General features: G+C 34.2%; 24 protein-coding genes and 2 tRNA genes. 22 read left to right on the top strand and 4 right to left on the bottom strand.

All coding sequences use genetic code 11. From position 1 onward, the window contains the following. Positions 1–3 precede the first annotated feature (3 nt). From U9K52_RS08640 to U9K52_RS08560, 17 genes are all read left to right on the top strand, one after another. The gene (locus U9K52_RS08640; protein WP_322926006.1) at positions 4–2703 is read left to right on the top strand and encodes a DNA methyltransferase; all 2700 of its coding nucleotides are present in this window, start codon (positions 4–6) and stop codon (positions 2701–2703) included. After that, positions 2700–2888 (top strand): hypothetical protein, encoded by a 189-nt coding sequence (locus U9K52_RS08635; protein ID WP_322926005.1) that lies wholly within the window; start codon positions 2700–2702, stop codon positions 2886–2888. The genes U9K52_RS08640 and U9K52_RS08635 overlap by 4 nt, the downstream gene beginning before the upstream one ends. Then, positions 2885–3574 (top strand): hypothetical protein, encoded by a 690-nt coding sequence (locus tag U9K52_RS08630; RefSeq protein WP_322926004.1) that lies wholly within the window; start codon positions 2885–2887, stop codon positions 3572–3574. Before U9K52_RS08635 ends, U9K52_RS08630 begins: the two co-directional genes overlap by 4 nt. Continuing rightward, positions 3575–4435, top strand: a complete 861-nt coding sequence (locus U9K52_RS08625) for a hypothetical protein (RefSeq protein ID WP_322926003.1) — start codon at positions 3575–3577, stop codon at positions 4433–4435. Positions 4436–4456: 21 nt separating this feature from the next. Next, entirely contained in the window at positions 4457–4690 is a 234-nt protein-coding gene (locus U9K52_RS08620) for a hypothetical protein (RefSeq protein ID WP_322926002.1), read from the top strand. A gap of 65 nt (positions 4691–4755) precedes the next feature. Beyond that, entirely contained in the window at positions 4756–5007 is a 252-nt protein-coding gene (locus U9K52_RS08615; protein WP_322926001.1) for a hypothetical protein, read from the top strand. A gap of 293 nt (positions 5008–5300) precedes the next feature. Then, entirely contained in the window at positions 5301–5561 is a 261-nt protein-coding gene (locus tag U9K52_RS08610) for a hypothetical protein (RefSeq protein WP_322926000.1), read from the top strand. A 69-nt stretch (positions 5562–5630) separates the two neighbouring features. Beyond that, positions 5631–5765 (top strand) — tRNA-OTHER (locus U9K52_RS08605). A 106-nt stretch (positions 5766–5871) separates the two neighbouring features. After that, positions 5872–5946, top strand: a tRNA-Cys gene (locus tag U9K52_RS08600). 297 nt (positions 5947–6243) lie between these two features. Beyond that, entirely contained in the window at positions 6244–6501 is a 258-nt protein-coding gene (locus U9K52_RS08595; RefSeq protein ID WP_322925999.1) for a hypothetical protein, read from the top strand. Next, a complete protein-coding gene (locus U9K52_RS08590; RefSeq protein WP_322925998.1) occupies positions 6488–6817 on the top strand; it encodes a hypothetical protein in 330 nt (109 codons plus the stop codon). The genes U9K52_RS08595 and U9K52_RS08590 overlap by 14 nt, the downstream gene beginning before the upstream one ends. Before the next feature lie 13 nt (positions 6818–6830). Beyond that, entirely contained in the window at positions 6831–7316 is a 486-nt protein-coding gene (locus U9K52_RS08585; RefSeq protein ID WP_322925997.1) for an NUMOD4 domain-containing protein, read from the top strand. Next, the gene (locus tag U9K52_RS08580; protein WP_322925996.1) at positions 7313–8941 is read left to right on the top strand and encodes a hypothetical protein; all 1629 of its coding nucleotides are present in this window, start codon (positions 7313–7315) and stop codon (positions 8939–8941) included. Before U9K52_RS08585 ends, U9K52_RS08580 begins: the two co-directional genes overlap by 4 nt. Positions 8942–8943: 2 nt before the next feature. Beyond that, positions 8944–9144 carry a hypothetical protein gene (locus U9K52_RS08575; RefSeq protein ID WP_322925994.1) on the top strand — a complete coding sequence of 67 codons (201 nt, stop codon included), beginning with the start codon at positions 8944–8946 and terminating at the stop codon, positions 9142–9144. Then, a complete protein-coding gene (locus U9K52_RS08570) occupies positions 9141–9632 on the top strand; it encodes a hypothetical protein (RefSeq protein ID WP_322925993.1) in 492 nt (163 codons plus the stop codon). The genes U9K52_RS08575 and U9K52_RS08570 overlap by 4 nt, the downstream gene beginning before the upstream one ends. Next, positions 9625–9921 (top strand): hypothetical protein, encoded by a 297-nt coding sequence (locus U9K52_RS08565; RefSeq protein WP_322925991.1) that lies wholly within the window; start codon positions 9625–9627, stop codon positions 9919–9921. Before U9K52_RS08570 ends, U9K52_RS08565 begins: the two co-directional genes overlap by 8 nt. Continuing rightward, the gene (locus U9K52_RS08560) at positions 9897–10202 is read left to right on the top strand and encodes a hypothetical protein (RefSeq protein WP_322925989.1); all 306 of its coding nucleotides are present in this window, start codon (positions 9897–9899) and stop codon (positions 10200–10202) included. Before U9K52_RS08565 ends, U9K52_RS08560 begins: the two co-directional genes overlap by 25 nt. 15 nt (positions 10203–10217) lie before the next feature. Here the strand turns inward: U9K52_RS08560 and U9K52_RS08555 are convergent, their stop codons facing one another. The 4 genes from U9K52_RS08555 to U9K52_RS08540 all read right to left on the bottom strand — a co-directional run bounded on the left by U9K52_RS08555 (position 10218) and on the right by U9K52_RS08540 (position 11338). Then, positions 10218–10412 carry a hypothetical protein gene (locus U9K52_RS08555; protein WP_322925988.1) on the bottom strand — a complete coding sequence of 65 codons (195 nt, stop codon included), beginning with the start codon at positions 10410–10412 and terminating at the stop codon, positions 10218–10220. A gap of 89 nt (positions 10413–10501) precedes the next feature. Further along, positions 10502–10825 (bottom strand): SH3 beta-barrel fold-containing protein, encoded by a 324-nt coding sequence (locus U9K52_RS08550; protein ID WP_322925987.1) that lies wholly within the window; start codon positions 10823–10825, stop codon positions 10502–10504. 12 nt (positions 10826–10837) lie between these two features. Continuing rightward, positions 10838–11056: a hypothetical protein gene (locus U9K52_RS08545; RefSeq protein WP_322925986.1), complete on the bottom strand. Its 219-nt coding sequence runs from the start codon at positions 11054–11056 to the stop codon at positions 10838–10840. A gap of 51 nt (positions 11057–11107) precedes the next feature. After that, positions 11108–11338: a hypothetical protein gene (locus U9K52_RS08540; protein ID WP_322925985.1), complete on the bottom strand. Its 231-nt coding sequence runs from the start codon at positions 11336–11338 to the stop codon at positions 11108–11110. Between the two features lie 170 nt (positions 11339–11508). Between U9K52_RS08540 and U9K52_RS08535 the strand changes: the two genes are divergently transcribed. The 5 genes from U9K52_RS08535 to U9K52_RS08515 all read left to right on the top strand — a co-directional run bounded on the left by U9K52_RS08535 (position 11509) and on the right by U9K52_RS08515 (position 14908). Then, complete coding sequence (locus U9K52_RS08535; RefSeq protein WP_322925984.1) at positions 11509–11760, top strand: helix-turn-helix transcriptional regulator; 252 nt, start codon at positions 11509–11511, stop codon at positions 11758–11760. A gap of 63 nt (positions 11761–11823) precedes the next feature. Next, positions 11824–12354, top strand: a complete 531-nt coding sequence (locus tag U9K52_RS08530; RefSeq protein WP_322925983.1) for a hypothetical protein — start codon at positions 11824–11826, stop codon at positions 12352–12354. 115 nt (positions 12355–12469) lie between these two features. Beyond that, positions 12470–13861 (top strand): phage portal protein, encoded by a 1392-nt coding sequence (locus U9K52_RS08525; RefSeq protein ID WP_322925981.1) that lies wholly within the window; start codon positions 12470–12472, stop codon positions 13859–13861. Then, on the top strand, positions 13851–13988 hold the full coding sequence (locus U9K52_RS08520) for a hypothetical protein (protein WP_322925980.1): 138 nt from the start codon (positions 13851–13853) through the stop codon (positions 13986–13988). Before U9K52_RS08525 ends, U9K52_RS08520 begins: the two co-directional genes overlap by 11 nt. After that, positions 13985–14908 (top strand): hypothetical protein, encoded by a 924-nt coding sequence (locus U9K52_RS08515; protein WP_322925979.1) that lies wholly within the window; start codon positions 13985–13987, stop codon positions 14906–14908. The genes U9K52_RS08520 and U9K52_RS08515 overlap by 4 nt, the downstream gene beginning before the upstream one ends. Positions 14909–14910: the final 2 nt, after the last annotated feature.

Raw genomic sequence — 14910 nt, 5'->3', positions numbered from 1 at the left:
CACATGATGAATTATCAAGAATTTCTCCAAAATAAAATTAAACTTGCTCCGAAATCCGGGTTTCCGCTTGAGGTAGGAAATATTAATCCAAGACTGAAGCCACACAACCAATTAATGGTTAAGTGGCTGGTTGAAGGAGGTAGGCGTGCCTGTTTTGCATCTTTTGGACTTCATAAAACTGTCACCCAGTTGGAAGCGGTAAGATGTACTTTGGAAGCTTCTGGAACTTCAAACGGCTTAATCGTTTGTCCACTGAATGTAAAGCAGGAATTTATGGAAGATGCCTGCAATATTCTGGGCTGGAATGATCCTCCAAAATTTATAAGGAGGAATAATGAAATGTCAGGAGAAGGGATTTACCTTACAAATTATGAAAGTATCAGAGATGGAAGACTGAATCCTGCTGCATTTCAGACAGCATCCCTTGACGAAGCTTCAATTCTAAGAGGTCTGGGAGGCTCAAAAACATTCCGGGAATTTATGAGATTATTTACAGGCGATGCCGGTCCGATGGGTTCAAGACGAGGAGAGGATCTTATTAAATATCGTTTTGTAGCTACTGCAACACCATCTCCAAACGAATACATCGAATTGTTAGCCTATGCTGATTTTCTAGGAGTAATGGATGTTTCTCAGGCTAAGACCAGATTTTTTAAAAGAGATTCTACAAAAGCGGATAAGCTTACCCTTCATGCGCATAAGGAAGAAGAATTCTGGCTATGGGTTTCTTCCTGGGCTATCTTTATTACAAAGCCGTCCGATATTACTGGAAATCCCGAAGATGATAAAGGTTACATTTTACCAGAACTGGATATCAGATGGCACGAAATCCCTACCAATCACGAAAATGCTGGTGTAGAGAAAAACGGCCAAATCAAAATGTTTAAGGATGCTGCAATGGGATTGCCGGAGGCAGCCAAAGAAAAAAGAGAAAGTCTGGATGCACGCATTGAAAAAATGCAGGAAATAAGAAAAGAAGATCCTGAAGCTCACAGAATCATTTGGCATGATCTGGAAAGTGAAAGACTTTCTATTGAAAAAGCTATCCCGGACGTTGTGTCAATTTTTGGAAAGCAGGACTATGAAAGAAGGGAAGAAGCTATTCTGGGATTCTCTTATGGTGAAATTCGTGAATTAGCAGCGAAACCTGTGATCGCAGGTTCCGGATGTAATTTTCAGAGATATTGTAATTGGGCTATTTATTTGGGAATAGGTCACAAATTCAATGACTTTATACAGTCTGTTCACAGGATCCAGAGATTTCTGCAGCAAAACAAAGTCAGAATTGACCTGATTTATACTGAAGCCGAACGCGGTATTAGGAAATCGCTGGAAAACAAATGGAAAAATCATAACAAACTTATTCAGAAAATGACAGATATTATAAAAAAATATGGCCTTTCTCACGTTGAAATGGCACAACACCTCACACGAAAAATTGGAGTTGAAAGAGTTGAGGTTACTGGAAAGTATTTTACTTTGGTTAATAACGATAATGTTCCGGAATCAAAAAATTTAAAAGATAATTCTGTAGGATTAATTTTAACGTCTATTCCGTTTTCCACACAATACGAATATTCCCCGAATTACTCTGATTTTGGGCATTCGGAAAGCAACGAGGAATTCTTCCGGCAAATGGATTACTTAACTCCAACGCTGTACGAAAAGCTAATACCTGGAAGATTGGCCGTAATCCATGTAAAAGACAGGATTGTTCCAATGGGGCTTTCCGGTATGGGATGTCAAACAGTTTATCCATTTCATTTGGACTGCATCCAGCATTATATGAAGCACGGCTTTGCCTATATGGGTATGAAAACTATTGTTACAGATGTTGTTCGTGAAAATAATCAGACTTACCGTTTAGGGTGGACAGAACAGTGTAAAGACGGCTCAAAAATGGGTGTGGGGATGCCAGAATATCTTTTAATCTTCAGAAAGCCGGCGACAGATAGAACAAATGCATATGCAGATATTCCGGTAGTAAAATCAAAAGTTGATTATGTAGCGTGTCCAGAATGTAATATCAGGCTCGAAGAAAACAACCAGATACCAGATAAATTTGGCACATACGTTTGTCACAATTGTAAAAAGAAAGTTGAGCCAAAACAAATTAACAGATATTCAAGAGCAAGATGGCAGATGGATGCCCACGGATTTACCCGGAGTTCTGGAAACAGATGCATAAAGCCGGAAGAACTTGCAAAACTTGATCATAAAACTATTTTTCAAGAATATAAAAGGTTTTCACTTGAAACAGTTTACAATTTTGAGCATACTGTAAAAATCGCAGAAACTCTTGATCTTAAAGGAAAACTTCCAACTTCCTTTATGCTTCTGCAGCCGCAAAGTTGGTCTGAGGACGTTTGGACTGATGTCACCAGAATGCTTACACTAAACGGTTCTCAATGGTCAAAAGGTAAAGAAATGCACCTTTGCCCACTACAATTTGATATTGTTGATAGGGTAATTGATCAGATGAGCAATGAGGGTGATATTGTTTTTGACCCATTTTCCGGACTGGGTACGGTTCCTTATCGTGCCATTCTTAAAAAACGCTACGGTTATGGAATAGAGCTGAATTCCGGATATTTCTTTGATGGTGTTGGATATTGTCGAGCTGCTGAGGATAAAATTAACATGCCAACACTTTTTGATTTTTTAGAAGATGCTGAAGAATTTGAAAATAATGAAGCGATATGAAAAACAGATTTAAAAACTACTATGTAATTCAAAAGGATAGTGGAGAAATTCTTCCAAATACGGTTCAACCTCAAAGAAAAATGTGCATAGATGAATTTTTAAGAGGAGGGGATATGACATGGAAAGAAGTAAAAAAGTACGGTTGGAATTGTATAAAAGTTAATATAATATTTCAACGTTTATGAAAAATTTAGAATTAGAATTACAGAAAAGGATTCTTATAGTTGAACGAAATTTTAATCCGTTAAAAATAGAAGTAATAAATAATGTTGCGGGTGATCAATCAATAACATTACATCTTTACAAAGACGAAGATACATTTGTGAGCTATTCAATTGTAGGACTTGGTACATTAAAGTTTATCTGTAACGGTGATGAGTTGACGGAGGAAATAGCGAAAGAATTAGTAAATATTTCTTGTTTTCTTTGCGGAGGAGACGGTAAGGAAACATGTACTAATCCTGACCACGGTTTTATTGGCTTTGGCAGTCCTATTAGTTTTTTGGGAGCTAATGAGTCAAGATGTCCTTGTTGTGGCTTCGATCCAAATCATAAAATGCCTAATGGTTTAGAATGTGATTGTTGTGAAGGAAAAGGATATATTTCATATAATGAAATTGAAAATAAAATGGATGAACACGGATTTAATGATGCATGTCCTTCTGCCTTAGAATCTTTCATTTCATCGGTAGAAGCTAAAGGCTATTATTGGGCAGAGAATCCTTTTGGAAAAGAGGAGCCAGAAATTATAGAAGGTTTGGGAGTAGGAACAATAGATTTATTAGTTGAAAATGAGAACTGGAAGCAAGCAGAATCCCGCACCTTCAATCCTGGAAAAACTTTAATATTTGAAATTAGAAAAGCTGCTTAAATGAAAACAGTGAATTCCTTATCCGGAGGTCAAACGAGTAGTTATTTAGCATTTCATTATCCTGCAGACTTGGAAATTTTCAGTCTTGTTTGCATAGATTCACATAATGCCGGTAGAAAGTTAGATAAAAAGCTTGTACAGATGGCTAATGATCGGCTTCAGAAGTACTGTAAACACCAAAATGAGTTTGTTGCTACTTCTGAAGATCCCATGATTCTTAAAACAATGTTTGACCTTGAACAATTAATTGGCAGAGAAATAATTTGGCTTCGTGGTATGGGATGGGAGCAAATGTTAGCAATAAAACAAGCCATTCCCAATATTGCAAAGAGATTTTGTACTACAATAATGAAGATGGAACCTATATTTAATTTTCTTCTTATGTATCATTCATTACCTGTTAAAATGAGGGTTGGGTATAGATATGATGAAATGGAAAGAATGGAAAAGTTTACAGATATATGGAGATATGCAACTCACTGCCAGTTTCGTCCCAAATCAATTACCTGGATTCATAGATGGAAAGAAATCATTTGGAGAATTGGAGAGTTTGTGTTAATAGAAAACAAGATATTTCACAAACAAATTAAAGATTTCTGGGAGCCATTTATCAAAAAAGATCTTATCCAATTTGCCCCAGATTCAAATTGTCAAAACTGCTTCTGGAAAGATTCTCAACAATTAAGAAAAAATTTTGATGCCAATCCTGAAATAATGTACTGGTCAGCAATACAAGAAGATTTATATGGTCATACTTTTAAAGAAGATAGCAGCATGTTATCAATTTCAAAATTAGGAATTCAATTAGACTTTAACTTCGGAACAGGATCAGGCTGCCAAGCAGGTTTCTGTACAGATTAAAACGAATATTAAATTATAAAAATGATAGAATTTAAATGGATCTATATAGAAAAAGAAAAGCCTATATGTACTCAAACAGGTTCTTGGGATGGAAAGAAATCAAATGAACTTATTGTAAGAGATTTTAAGGGTAATCATCATATAGCTGTATGTTATCAAGGTTTTATCGACGGAGCCTACTTCTGTGACTTCTATACATTTAAAAATGAACATATCATTGAAGGAGTTATGTTTTGGGCAATAATTCCTGATTAAAATCTTACTGGCTGGTTAGCAATTTTCCCCGTCTTACGATCTGGGAGTTAAAAAGAGAAAAATCTATGAAACAACTTATACCGAAAGATAAAGCAAAAGATTTATTTGTTAAGCATTTGGAATCAATACCAGATTCATTAATTCAGAACAATGAAGATGCCAGCATGTTAGCTAAATGTAACGCTCTGGTTACTGTGAATGAGGTAATCCAAGATATTCCGATGTATTTAGGAAACTTAAATCCCAAATATGTATACTGGAACGAAGTAAAACAAGAACTTTTAATCCTAAACAATGAAGATTATAATATTCAGTAAGCTTTTAAGAAAAGAACTTAAAAAAGTTCTAGAAATTCGTTGTCCAGGCTACAAGAATATAATATAAAATTTTACAAATTTTAAAAGTTAGCTTATTCTAAAAAAAAATGTTTTATTAATCTAAAATATTTGTTTGAATAAAATATATTTTTCCGTAACTTTACTGTAATGCAGATGGATAAGATGTAAGTAGGTGTATGGAGTTGATAATTCCCAAGCACAGGTGATGAAGCAGTCGGGGTTGTGAGTTGATTGATGAAGGTGGGTGCTTGGTTTTTTGTAAATATTTTAAAATGGAAATAACAAAAGAATTTTTAGAAAGCAGAGGCTTTGTTTTAGACAATCAAGAAAATGTAGTTATTAATTACGTGAAGAAAATTAATGAAAGGAATGATTTGGTTGTCGCTGTTTCTCCTTTACCGGGATTTTTTGTCTGGGTAAAAGAAGAAGACTTTGAAGATCCTAATATGGACGGAGTAAGGGTACATCTTGATACAGATGATTTTGATTTAGCTGAAAGAATTGCTTCCGCAATTGCTGGAGTAGAGATGTAGATTTCATTTGTATTTTTTTATAAAATCCTTATGCAACTGAGGTTGACCACCGGGAAAAGGCCGGTAGCTGGGAAAATGGCGGAATTGGTAGACGCTTCGCGGGTAAAAGACACATAATATTAGCCGGAACATTTGAAGTAGTACTTTTATTTAAAGGAAAAGTAAAATGATTGTCTTATGCAGGTTCGACTCCTGTTTTTCCCACAAGGTTATGTTTAGGTGTTTTTAACGAGCCTTTCAATTCGTAGTTAAACACAAGGAAAAGATAATTCCTTCATAAGAATCTGGCAGCTCGGAAAGAAGGGCACACGGGAAAGTAGCTCAGGGGTTAGAGAGCATGACGGTGCAAACGTCAAGGTCGGTGGTTCGAATCCATCCTTTTCCACACAGAGAGTAATCTTGTGTTTCAATATTGTTTTAAAATTAGGTATCCACTCCAAATTAAAAACAAAAGAAGTTTTCTAAATGCTGAGGTGCTTCATTCATGCTCAGGGAAGATGCTTGCGAATGATGCTGATAGGAAAGCTATCGCTTTAAGATGTATAAATAGGGATTGGAACTTTGCATTACATGCTTATTTCTGGCCCTATTAAAATGCAGAGGGATTTTTTTTCATATTTATTATTTTAAGTGTTTCTTCCCGCTGCTCAAATAAGTAGCGGGTTTTTTAATTTAAGGAGTAATGGAAAATACAATTTATAGGCTCAAAGGTTCTGAAGATACCACAATGGAAATAAGTATTGTGAAAACGAACTATATAGAACCTTTCAGAGAAAAACGAGAGGTTGGTATTGATTTGGAAAAATCGGGAGAGAAGTACTTTTTCTCGTTTGATGATGTAGACGATATACAAGAGCTGATTAATTACTTAGAAAAAGCAAAACAATATTGCGAAAAATTTAATTCTAATACAAATCCTATTGGTGATGGCAATAGTTAGAAATATGAAGGAAAAATACTTAATAACAACAGACAATTGGTTTTTTGCTCCAGATGGGAAGGAATATAAAGCAGCTTGGGGTAATGTGGAAATTATAGACGATGATTTACTTGGAATTAAAACAAACAGAAACTCTTCAAACTGGTTTGCGAAAGTAGGCAGTGAAGAAAAGTACATTATCATTGCCGGGTGTCAAATTCATTATGCTGTAAAGTGCGAAAAAAAACCAAATACTGAAGATGCTGAATCGTGGCTTACACATGATGGGAAATGTAATAGACTTAAAACACCAACAAAAATTTATATAGCCGAATAAAATAGACTAATTGATGATGGAAAATGAAGTTGGATTAAATCAAAGTTTGCAAGATCTACCGGGTGAAGAATGGAAGATTATACCTGGATTTGAAAACAGATATTACATTTCCAATTATTCCAGAATTCTTGACACACATAAGGGAGATAGAATTCTTCATAAATACGATTACGGAAATAGACTTGTTGTAAGATTAAATGACCGAAGAGGTAGAAGTCATTATTTTACAGATTATATCCTTACTGCAAATATTTTCCTTCAAAATGATGAAGAAAATAAGAAGGTATACTTGAAAGACTGTAACTATAAAAACGGGCATGTTTCAAATTTATATTTCGGTAAGAGAATCGTTAATAATCCAAAGGCTAAACTTGACCTTGAAAAAATATTAAAGATTAGAGAATACAGAGATCAAGGATTAAAACTTGAAGAGATAGCTTTAGCTTTTAATGTTTCAAAAAGTTGCGTTCATTACAATGTAAAATGCAGGGCAATATGATGATTGATGAAAAAGCATTGACGAAGGAAGAACATAAGAGGAGTTTTTTTAAGTTCTTCAAATACTTTCTTCATGTAATTGAACCTGGTTACGCTCAATTTATTTACAATTGGCATATAAAATATATCTGTGATAAACTGCAGCAGAAAGTTTTTTCGCTTTTGAAACTTCAGGCATTTGAAGAGCTTTTATACTCTAACATTCCGGATCTGGAAAGAATAAAAAAATACTTACGTGAAGAAACCATTAACGAAGTTCTTTCGCAAAAAGAAAATACACCATTTAATGAGCTTTTAGAAACTGAGGGATTTATTAAGTCCAAATACACAGAATTATTATATGAGTGCCGGCATGTTAACCTGAATATTTCTCCCGGAACTACAAAATCTACCATAATATCAAGAATGTTCACCGCATGGGCTATTGGTGTGGTAGATCCTACACTGTTCATTTTGGTCGCTACCAGAGCCTCGAAGAACGCTGAAGCTTTTGCTGATAAAACCAATGATATTCTACGCTCACAATCATTCATTGATATTCATGGAAACATTTTGGCAAAAGATAGCACCAGAACGGTGATAAAAACCTCTAAAGGAGGCCAAAGGCACACTTATACAACTTTGTCAAAGGAAAATACTGGGAAACACTTTAACATTATAATTTTTGACGATATCCAAGCATTTACGGACCTGGTAAATCCCGGAGAACTCAAGGCTACAAATTCCGGAATAGATGCATATCTAACCAGAGTAAAATCAAAGACTTCATACATTCTTATCAACTGTATGCAGCGGTTAGGGATGGCGGATGCTACAGATTATCTTTTCCACGGTAAATATTACGAAGAGCCAAAGTTTTCGGAAAATCAATACGAGGATATTATACTTCCGGCGATGCTTACAGATGATGTAAGACCGAAGGAACTTGCAGAATTTTATCTTAATGGACTTTTCGACCCCATCAGGATGAATAATGCCGTATTGGTTAACGAGAAAAGAAAAGCGGGAAATAAGTTTGATCCGCAATTTCTCCAAAAGGCAATTCCTACAAGCGAAGATCTCATGTATTTCGGTGGATGTACCAGAACCAGCACTAAAATAGTTGAGAATAACAACTATGAAGCTACTTTCTCATTTACCGATCTTAAAGACACAGGAGAGGATTCTTATTCATTTTTATGCTTAGGTATAAAGCAGGGTATTCCTTATGTTGTGGATGTCATTTACAATAAAAACAGCTTACACGACAATGATCCCATTTTGGTTCAAAAAACTAAAGATTACAAAACCTCACAAAACTTTGTTGAAAGCAATAATAACCAATCTTACATCGACAACGATTTAACACACCGAGTTTTCAACTTAAAGGCAAGGTATCAATCTCACAACAAATTGGAAAGAATAAAATCCGTTCGACACATATTTAAATTTCTGCACTGGTTTGAGGATCATACTAATCCGGAATATCATGAAGCTATGAAGCATTTAGAGCAGTTCCCTTTTAACCCTCATAAAAATATGGATGATGGTATTGAGGACGTGGTAACGTATGCATTAGACTTTCTACAGGCTCAATACCCGTTCTTGGTAACGGAAGTGAGTTTTAATGTTCAACATAAAAATTAAACATGGCAGCAACAACACAAATAAAATGCAAATCAATCACATGCAAAATTTCAGATTTTGAGACAGAATTTAACCTTTGGGCTGATAGAACAGCAATCGAAACCATAATTGAAATGATACCACAAAAGTTGTATGGGCAGGAGATTAACTCTTGCGTGTTTTTAATCATTTACAAAGAAATTCAAGAAACAGATATATCATGAAGAAAGAAAAGAATTCGGGAGGCGCACCATCAAAGTATAAAGAAGAATATAATGAGCAAGTGTATAAACTTTGCTTACTTGGTTCAACCGATAAAGATATTGCTGATTTTTTTGAAGTTACTGAAACAACAATCAACAATTGGAAGATCGAATTTCCTTTGTTTTTTGAGTCCATAAAAAAAGGAAAGCAGGTTGCGGATGCAAATGTGGCTGATAGGCTTTATCAAAGGGCATTGGGCTTTGAGCATGATTCTGAAGAAATAAAAATTGTAGGAGGTGATATTGAAAGGGTACCAGTAAAAAAGATATATCCTCCAGATCCTACAAGTGCAATTTTTTGGCTAAAGAACCGTCAGCCTACAAGATGGAGAGATAAGCAGGAGATAGAACAGACAGGCAAAACAGCTGAATTCGACTATTCCAAACTTTCAGATGAAGAGCTGCAAACATTGAGAGAATTAACCGAAAAAGCCAAAAAAAATGAATAAAGTGTACAGTAAGTTTTTAAATTTCGCCAAGAAGTACGACGAATTAAAATACAATGTTAAAGTTGATGAGTTCCTTAATGATCTTATCAAAAACCATGAATTTGAACGGCGGCCGGACGGATTGTATTTGTCAATTTTCAAAGTCAAGAAAAATGGCTTTTTGATTTATCCGGAAGTCTGTGAGCAATTAAAAAACGGTATGGGTAAGCCGTTGACGATGTTAAAGATGTATTTAAAATATAAAAAAATGAATAATTTTGCGTTATGGAAAGTATTCAGGCTAAAGTAATTCATAACATTTTAAAAAAAGAAAGCAGGTTAAAAGCTGTCGAATTACACGGATTTATTAAAATGCTCCATGTTGAAGGAAAGTGCAATGATGAAATGCTATCGGATGTTGAAAAGTACATTGAAATGTTAGCTATTTTATATAAAAAATATGACGGATTATCTGTTTATAAAATTCAAAAAAAGCCGAACCCATTTGAACCTGCAGACTTTGCATTATTTACAAAATATCATGTTGAGTTAAATGCTTTTTTAGATCTGGCAAAACAAAAGATGAAATAAAAAATCCTCTGCAGGTTAATGCAGAGGATTATTTTGTCTTAAAACTTTTTGAATGTCATCCCGGAGTTTTTCCAGTTCCCGAATATATTCTGCCTGTTCGTCAATGTGTCTGATATGTTTTTCGAGAAGCTTTTTGGACTTAATATTATCGTAGATGTTCCAGGTAATAAGAACGGCAATCATTGCCAATAGGAAAATGTCTAAAATCATTTGTTGTTTTTTTTAAAATTATTTATTTGTATGATTTGAAAATTACGGGAATCCGTAAAGCCTTTTTACAACATGCTTAGGTTTAATAATTATGCAACTTTTACAAAGTTTAATTTTTTAAAAGACCTGAAGGATTGCGCTTCAGTATCGTAATAAACTTGCACTGTTTCATTTTGTTTGCGGTTGTTTTCGGTTGGCTCGGTTGCGGGGATCACGTCCGGTGACAAAGTTCCCCAAGCTTCACGAATGCTGCCGTCAACTTTCTGAAAGTAAAACTTCACAATTCCGGATTTCATGCGCTCTACAAGACGGTAGAGGTTCCAAGCCTTCTTTAAGCATTCCGCAAAGGATTCTCCGGTTGTTCTAAAGAATTTCCAAGCGTTTTTCATAATGGTAGATAAAATTGTTTTCATATTTGTAAGGTTTTAGATTAAGTTAAAGAATTTTGCTTCAGTTGGTTTCAATAGTGGTCTTATGGCTTCAATATCATCGTTAGAGAGTTCGGATAATTTTCTTTTTATAACTTTCTCCAGGTTGTTCCAGAACTTCCATGATCTTCTATCATCTGATCTGTGATAGTTCGTATCCATTGCGTTAATGTTTCTTGCTATTTTTTCTGCTCTTTCTTTTGATATTCTTTTCATATTTGTGTGTTTTAGAAAGCCTTTTTATAACTTGCTTAGGTTTATTATTTATTAGAGTTTAAAAGCGTTTTGTATTTCAGTACCTGCGGGAACAAAACCATCGCCATCAATAATAATTTGTCTACCATCTTTCATTATTTTAGTATCTAAAATTGAAACGGTTTCGGATCCATAGAAATTATATGAAAATTTCACCAGCTGGAAGGCAATTACACCCATTGATAAGAATTCCAAATCTTCATTTTCTACTCTTTCTAATTTTGTGACAGTAACATTTTTCATATCGTTTATGTTTTATTATTTCGTTTTGTTGATACAAATATAAAACAAATAGTTTTATAAAACAAATAGTTTTATTCCTATTTGTTAATTTGGAATTGTTATAAATAAAACAAATTGTTTTAATATATAAAGCTTTAGTGTGTAATATGTTTTATATGTATATTTGTAATATGAAATTAAGACTAATTGAAATTCAGACTAAAAAAGACTTTAAAAATGTTAAACTCGCAGAATTGACTGGTTTGAGTCCACAGCAGATAAATTATTATAGATCGGGATTTAGAAAACCTCCTTTAGAAACATTGGAAAGGTTAGCAATCGCACTTGAATGTGATCCTCTTGAAATGTTAGAACCAGGTCCCGACTATGCTCATTTTTATGATCCGCAGACTGGTGAATGGCTTGGAATTAGAAAAAAATAAATTTCTATTATCAAGTTTTGTATTGTATTATGATTTTTTATTTTCTTTGAGAAAATTACAACCATGAAAAGACTCTTATTCTTAGTTCTATTTTTAGAATCAGTTGCATTTTTTTCTCAAAAGAAAAAAATATCTGAACAGGCATTTTTGAAAGACTATTCAGAATCTTATACAGAAAATAATAGTTTATCATATCCTTTGCGTAATTATATTGATAAGTTTGTGATTGGAGAAAAATTTTCACGTGATATAATTACGGAAGAAGAACCTGTTGTGAATTATAATGATAAATTAGGGTATTACTCCTATTTATATATACTTGATGATTGTTCAATATCTGTATGGATAAAAAATAATATTATAATTTTAAAATCTTATACAGTTTATGATATAAATGATTACATGAGTATGATTAAAAAGCTTAGTGTTTTAGATTTGAATTATGTAGGCGAAAAAGGATTTGATGTTGGAAATGACACATATCTTCAAATAAATAAAAACAGATATGAGAAATATGATGCTTACCATTTTTACTTTCTAAGCTTAGAATATTTTATTCTAAATGATATGTATAAATCAATACAATCAAAGTAGATCTTTTATTGTGAAACATAACCATAGTTTCCCCGGCAAATTGTCGGGGATTTTTTATTTTTCCTAACGAAAGTTTAAAAACTTGTAAAATATTTTTGTTCTGTAGTAAATGCAGATGGCAAATAGATTCACGGAGTTTTTAAATGGTAAGTGGTTTAAGCGAATCATAGGAGTAGAAAACAATACTACTGTGATCAACGAACGTTTTTCCAAAAAAGACTATTTGTACGGCCTATATGATAGATTTAACCAACATAGCTGCGTTAATAAGTTGAAGGAAGATAATGCCGTTGAACTTTCTTATAAAATTACTGCTATCAATATTTCTGTTGAAAGAATAGGGCAGGCTCTTAATTCAGGAATTATTTATGTTGAAGATTCCAATGGAAAAATACTTGAAAATGATCCTTTAGCCAGAGTACTCAACAATCCAAATGAATTCCAGACCCGGGAAGAGTTTTATAAGCAATTTGCAAGATTTTATTACGCTGGAGGCTATTGCTTCATTCTTCCGCAGGAAATCGCCAAACAAACTGTTTCTGATATCTATGGTATGGAAAGCGGCGAAAAAATCTTCCGAACCATAGCAGCAAAATATTTAAACGACAAAACAGAGTTTTGGCTACTCAATCCGGATGATGTTGCCACAGAATTTTCTGATCAGGTTCTAAAAGGCAATAAGCCGGCTAAGGTTTCGTACAGCAATTCCCTTTTCAACGGAACTACCGAATTTAAATTCCTAATTCCTTTCTATGATAATTCAGATCCTGAAAACCCAATTAAAGGTAAAAGTAGGCTCTGGGCGGTTGCACAGGATATCGAACATATCCAAAGAGCAGATGATATTATAAGATGGTTCCAGTCCCTTTTCGGTAACATTATTGTAAGTCCGAAAAGGCCTGAAAATAACGCTAACGGTTTCACTGGTAAAAATCTCACAGACCCAATAAATTCTATAAATGGTCACGTTACACATAAGGATGTTATTGAAAGCAAACTCAATTCAAATGTCAGAAACATTCTGGTCTCTGAAGTCGGTTTGGATGCAGTAAATCTCATGCAGTCTATAAATGAGCAGGATTTAAGTAAGGATAAAAAGGAAAGCGAAGAAAAGATATTTGATTTATTCCAGCTTCCTAATGCTTATAGAACACAGGCAAAATATGACAATTATTCCAACGAAATAAAAGAATGGTACGATTCGTTAATTGTGCCATTGTCTTCAAATTTAGCACGTTCATTTGAGCAATTTTACGGGTATGATAAACAGGGCAAAAAAGTAAAATTTGACTTTTCAAAAATGAGTTTCTACAAAAAACAGAAACATGAAGATGAAAAGATGAATGTAGAGAAAAGACAGATCGAATTACAGTATCAATCTGCAAAACTGGCAGAATTGAGGACGATGCTCTCCAACGGTGAGATTTCACAAAGCCAGTTTAATAACTTCAAGGACAATATTGTAAAAAATTGGGAATACGAAAATTCAGAAGACCATGAACATTAAAGTAGATCAAAATGCAATGAAGGGAATGAGTGAGAAAGAAAAATCTACTTATCTGGAACACATTGCAAAAACAGCGAAAGACAAAAAAGATCGGGAGCTTAAGGATAAAAAAGTTGTGAGAAAATGAAAAAGCAAATCGTTTTAAAAGAAGGGTTATTACGGGATAAAAAAGATCTTCAGGAGTTTATTCTGAAAACCGGTAACCGTGAAACTGTTGAGGTTGAAATATTGAAGGCCAGGACCGCTGAAATGCCAGTTAAGTTTACCAATACCATTGAGAATAGATATAAAGATTTTTCATTGCTACAAATCGAAGAGCGTTTCAAAAAATTTTCAACCGAAGAATTTTCAACTGAAAAAGCATTGATAACAAGAAATGTTGATGATCTGGAAAGCGGAATTGTCAAAAGAGGGGTGATCGGAAATACTTACTATTGGTATGACAGTCATCAGGATGTTCATGTGGGAAATACCTTTAAAAAATCAATTTCCGATACAAACGGAGATTTCTCAAAAACATTTTTTATCGCAGATCATGACAAAACTTTCAATGCAATTGCCGGATATCTCGAATTAGTAAAAGAGAAAGACGTTTACTGGTATGATCTGGGTGTAAACAAGGAAGGGAAAACGAGAGTTTTGTGGGCTAATGCAGTCTACCGTCAAAAAGACCATCCTAAGCTTTACGATTTGGTTTTGGAGAACAAAGTTGACCAATATAGTGTTGGAATGATTTATCAAAAATACCAGATCGCTATGAAATCTGACAGTCCTGATTTTGCAGATTATAACGCAACTTGGGATAAGTACATACGTAAACTTGGTAATCAGGATGAAGCGGAAGAAGATGGATTATTCTTCGCTATTTCAGAAGCCAAATTAGATCACTTGAGTCCAGTACTAAAAGCAAGCAACAGAATCACCATGACGGTGCCAAACGAAAAAAGTGAGCCGGGGGAACCCACTCATAAACATAAAAATGAAGATGAGCCGCGTGAAAGCACTCCTCAAACAGAAAAGAAGTTTAATGTATTCGTAAAAATTTAGAA

The sequence above is a fragment of the Chryseobacterium sp. MHB01 genome, assembly GCF_034651565.1.
In the GTDB taxonomy this organism is placed as follows: domain Bacteria; phylum Bacteroidota; class Bacteroidia; order Flavobacteriales; family Weeksellaceae; genus Chryseobacterium; species Chryseobacterium nepalense.
The sequence above is the reverse complement of the archived record's forward strand: the minus strand, read 5'-3'. Positions and strand labels throughout refer to the sequence as shown.

Excerpts from the sequence above, each read along its gene's own strand:
- U9K52_RS08640 (WP_322926006.1), top strand. The coding sequence starts at position 4 with ATGATGAATTATCAAGAATTTCTCCAAAATAAAATTAAACTTGCTCCG.
- U9K52_RS08635 (WP_322926005.1), top strand. The coding sequence starts at position 2,700 with ATGAAAAACAGATTTAAAAACTACTATGTAATTCAAAAGGATAGTGGA.
- U9K52_RS08630 (WP_322926004.1), top strand. The coding sequence starts at position 2,885 with ATGAAAAATTTAGAATTAGAATTACAGAAAAGGATTCTTATAGTTGAA.
- U9K52_RS08625 (WP_322926003.1), top strand. The coding sequence starts at position 3,575 with ATGAAAACAGTGAATTCCTTATCCGGAGGTCAAACGAGTAGTTATTTA.
- U9K52_RS08620 (WP_322926002.1), top strand. The coding sequence starts at position 4,457 with ATGATAGAATTTAAATGGATCTATATAGAAAAAGAAAAGCCTATATGT.
- U9K52_RS08615 (WP_322926001.1), top strand. The coding sequence starts at position 4,756 with ATGAAACAACTTATACCGAAAGATAAAGCAAAAGATTTATTTGTTAAG.
- U9K52_RS08610 (WP_322926000.1), top strand. The coding sequence starts at position 5,301 with ATGGAAATAACAAAAGAATTTTTAGAAAGCAGAGGCTTTGTTTTAGAC.
- U9K52_RS08595 (WP_322925999.1), top strand. The coding sequence starts at position 6,244 with ATGGAAAATACAATTTATAGGCTCAAAGGTTCTGAAGATACCACAATG.
- U9K52_RS08590 (WP_322925998.1), top strand. The coding sequence starts at position 6,488 with ATGGCAATAGTTAGAAATATGAAGGAAAAATACTTAATAACAACAGAC.
- U9K52_RS08585 (WP_322925997.1), top strand. The coding sequence starts at position 6,831 with ATGATGGAAAATGAAGTTGGATTAAATCAAAGTTTGCAAGATCTACCG.
- U9K52_RS08580 (WP_322925996.1), top strand. The coding sequence starts at position 7,313 with ATGATGATTGATGAAAAAGCATTGACGAAGGAAGAACATAAGAGGAGT.
- U9K52_RS08575 (WP_322925994.1), top strand. The coding sequence starts at position 8,944 with ATGGCAGCAACAACACAAATAAAATGCAAATCAATCACATGCAAAATT.
- U9K52_RS08570 (WP_322925993.1), top strand. The coding sequence starts at position 9,141 with ATGAAGAAAGAAAAGAATTCGGGAGGCGCACCATCAAAGTATAAAGAA.
- U9K52_RS08565 (WP_322925991.1), top strand. The coding sequence starts at position 9,625 with ATGAATAAAGTGTACAGTAAGTTTTTAAATTTCGCCAAGAAGTACGAC.
- U9K52_RS08560 (WP_322925989.1), top strand. The coding sequence starts at position 9,897 with ATGGAAAGTATTCAGGCTAAAGTAATTCATAACATTTTAAAAAAAGAA.
- U9K52_RS08555 (WP_322925988.1), bottom strand. The coding sequence starts at position 10,412 with ATGATTTTAGACATTTTCCTATTGGCAATGATTGCCGTTCTTATTACC.
- U9K52_RS08550 (WP_322925987.1), bottom strand. The coding sequence starts at position 10,825 with ATGAAAACAATTTTATCTACCATTATGAAAAACGCTTGGAAATTCTTT.
- U9K52_RS08545 (WP_322925986.1), bottom strand. The coding sequence starts at position 11,056 with ATGAAAAGAATATCAAAAGAAAGAGCAGAAAAAATAGCAAGAAACATT.
- U9K52_RS08540 (WP_322925985.1), bottom strand. The coding sequence starts at position 11,338 with ATGAAAAATGTTACTGTCACAAAATTAGAAAGAGTAGAAAATGAAGAT.
- U9K52_RS08535 (WP_322925984.1), top strand. The coding sequence starts at position 11,509 with ATGAAATTAAGACTAATTGAAATTCAGACTAAAAAAGACTTTAAAAAT.
- U9K52_RS08530 (WP_322925983.1), top strand. The coding sequence starts at position 11,824 with ATGAAAAGACTCTTATTCTTAGTTCTATTTTTAGAATCAGTTGCATTT.
- U9K52_RS08525 (WP_322925981.1), top strand. The coding sequence starts at position 12,470 with ATGGCAAATAGATTCACGGAGTTTTTAAATGGTAAGTGGTTTAAGCGA.
- U9K52_RS08520 (WP_322925980.1), top strand. The coding sequence starts at position 13,851 with ATGAACATTAAAGTAGATCAAAATGCAATGAAGGGAATGAGTGAGAAA.
- U9K52_RS08515 (WP_322925979.1), top strand. The coding sequence starts at position 13,985 with ATGAAAAAGCAAATCGTTTTAAAAGAAGGGTTATTACGGGATAAAAAA.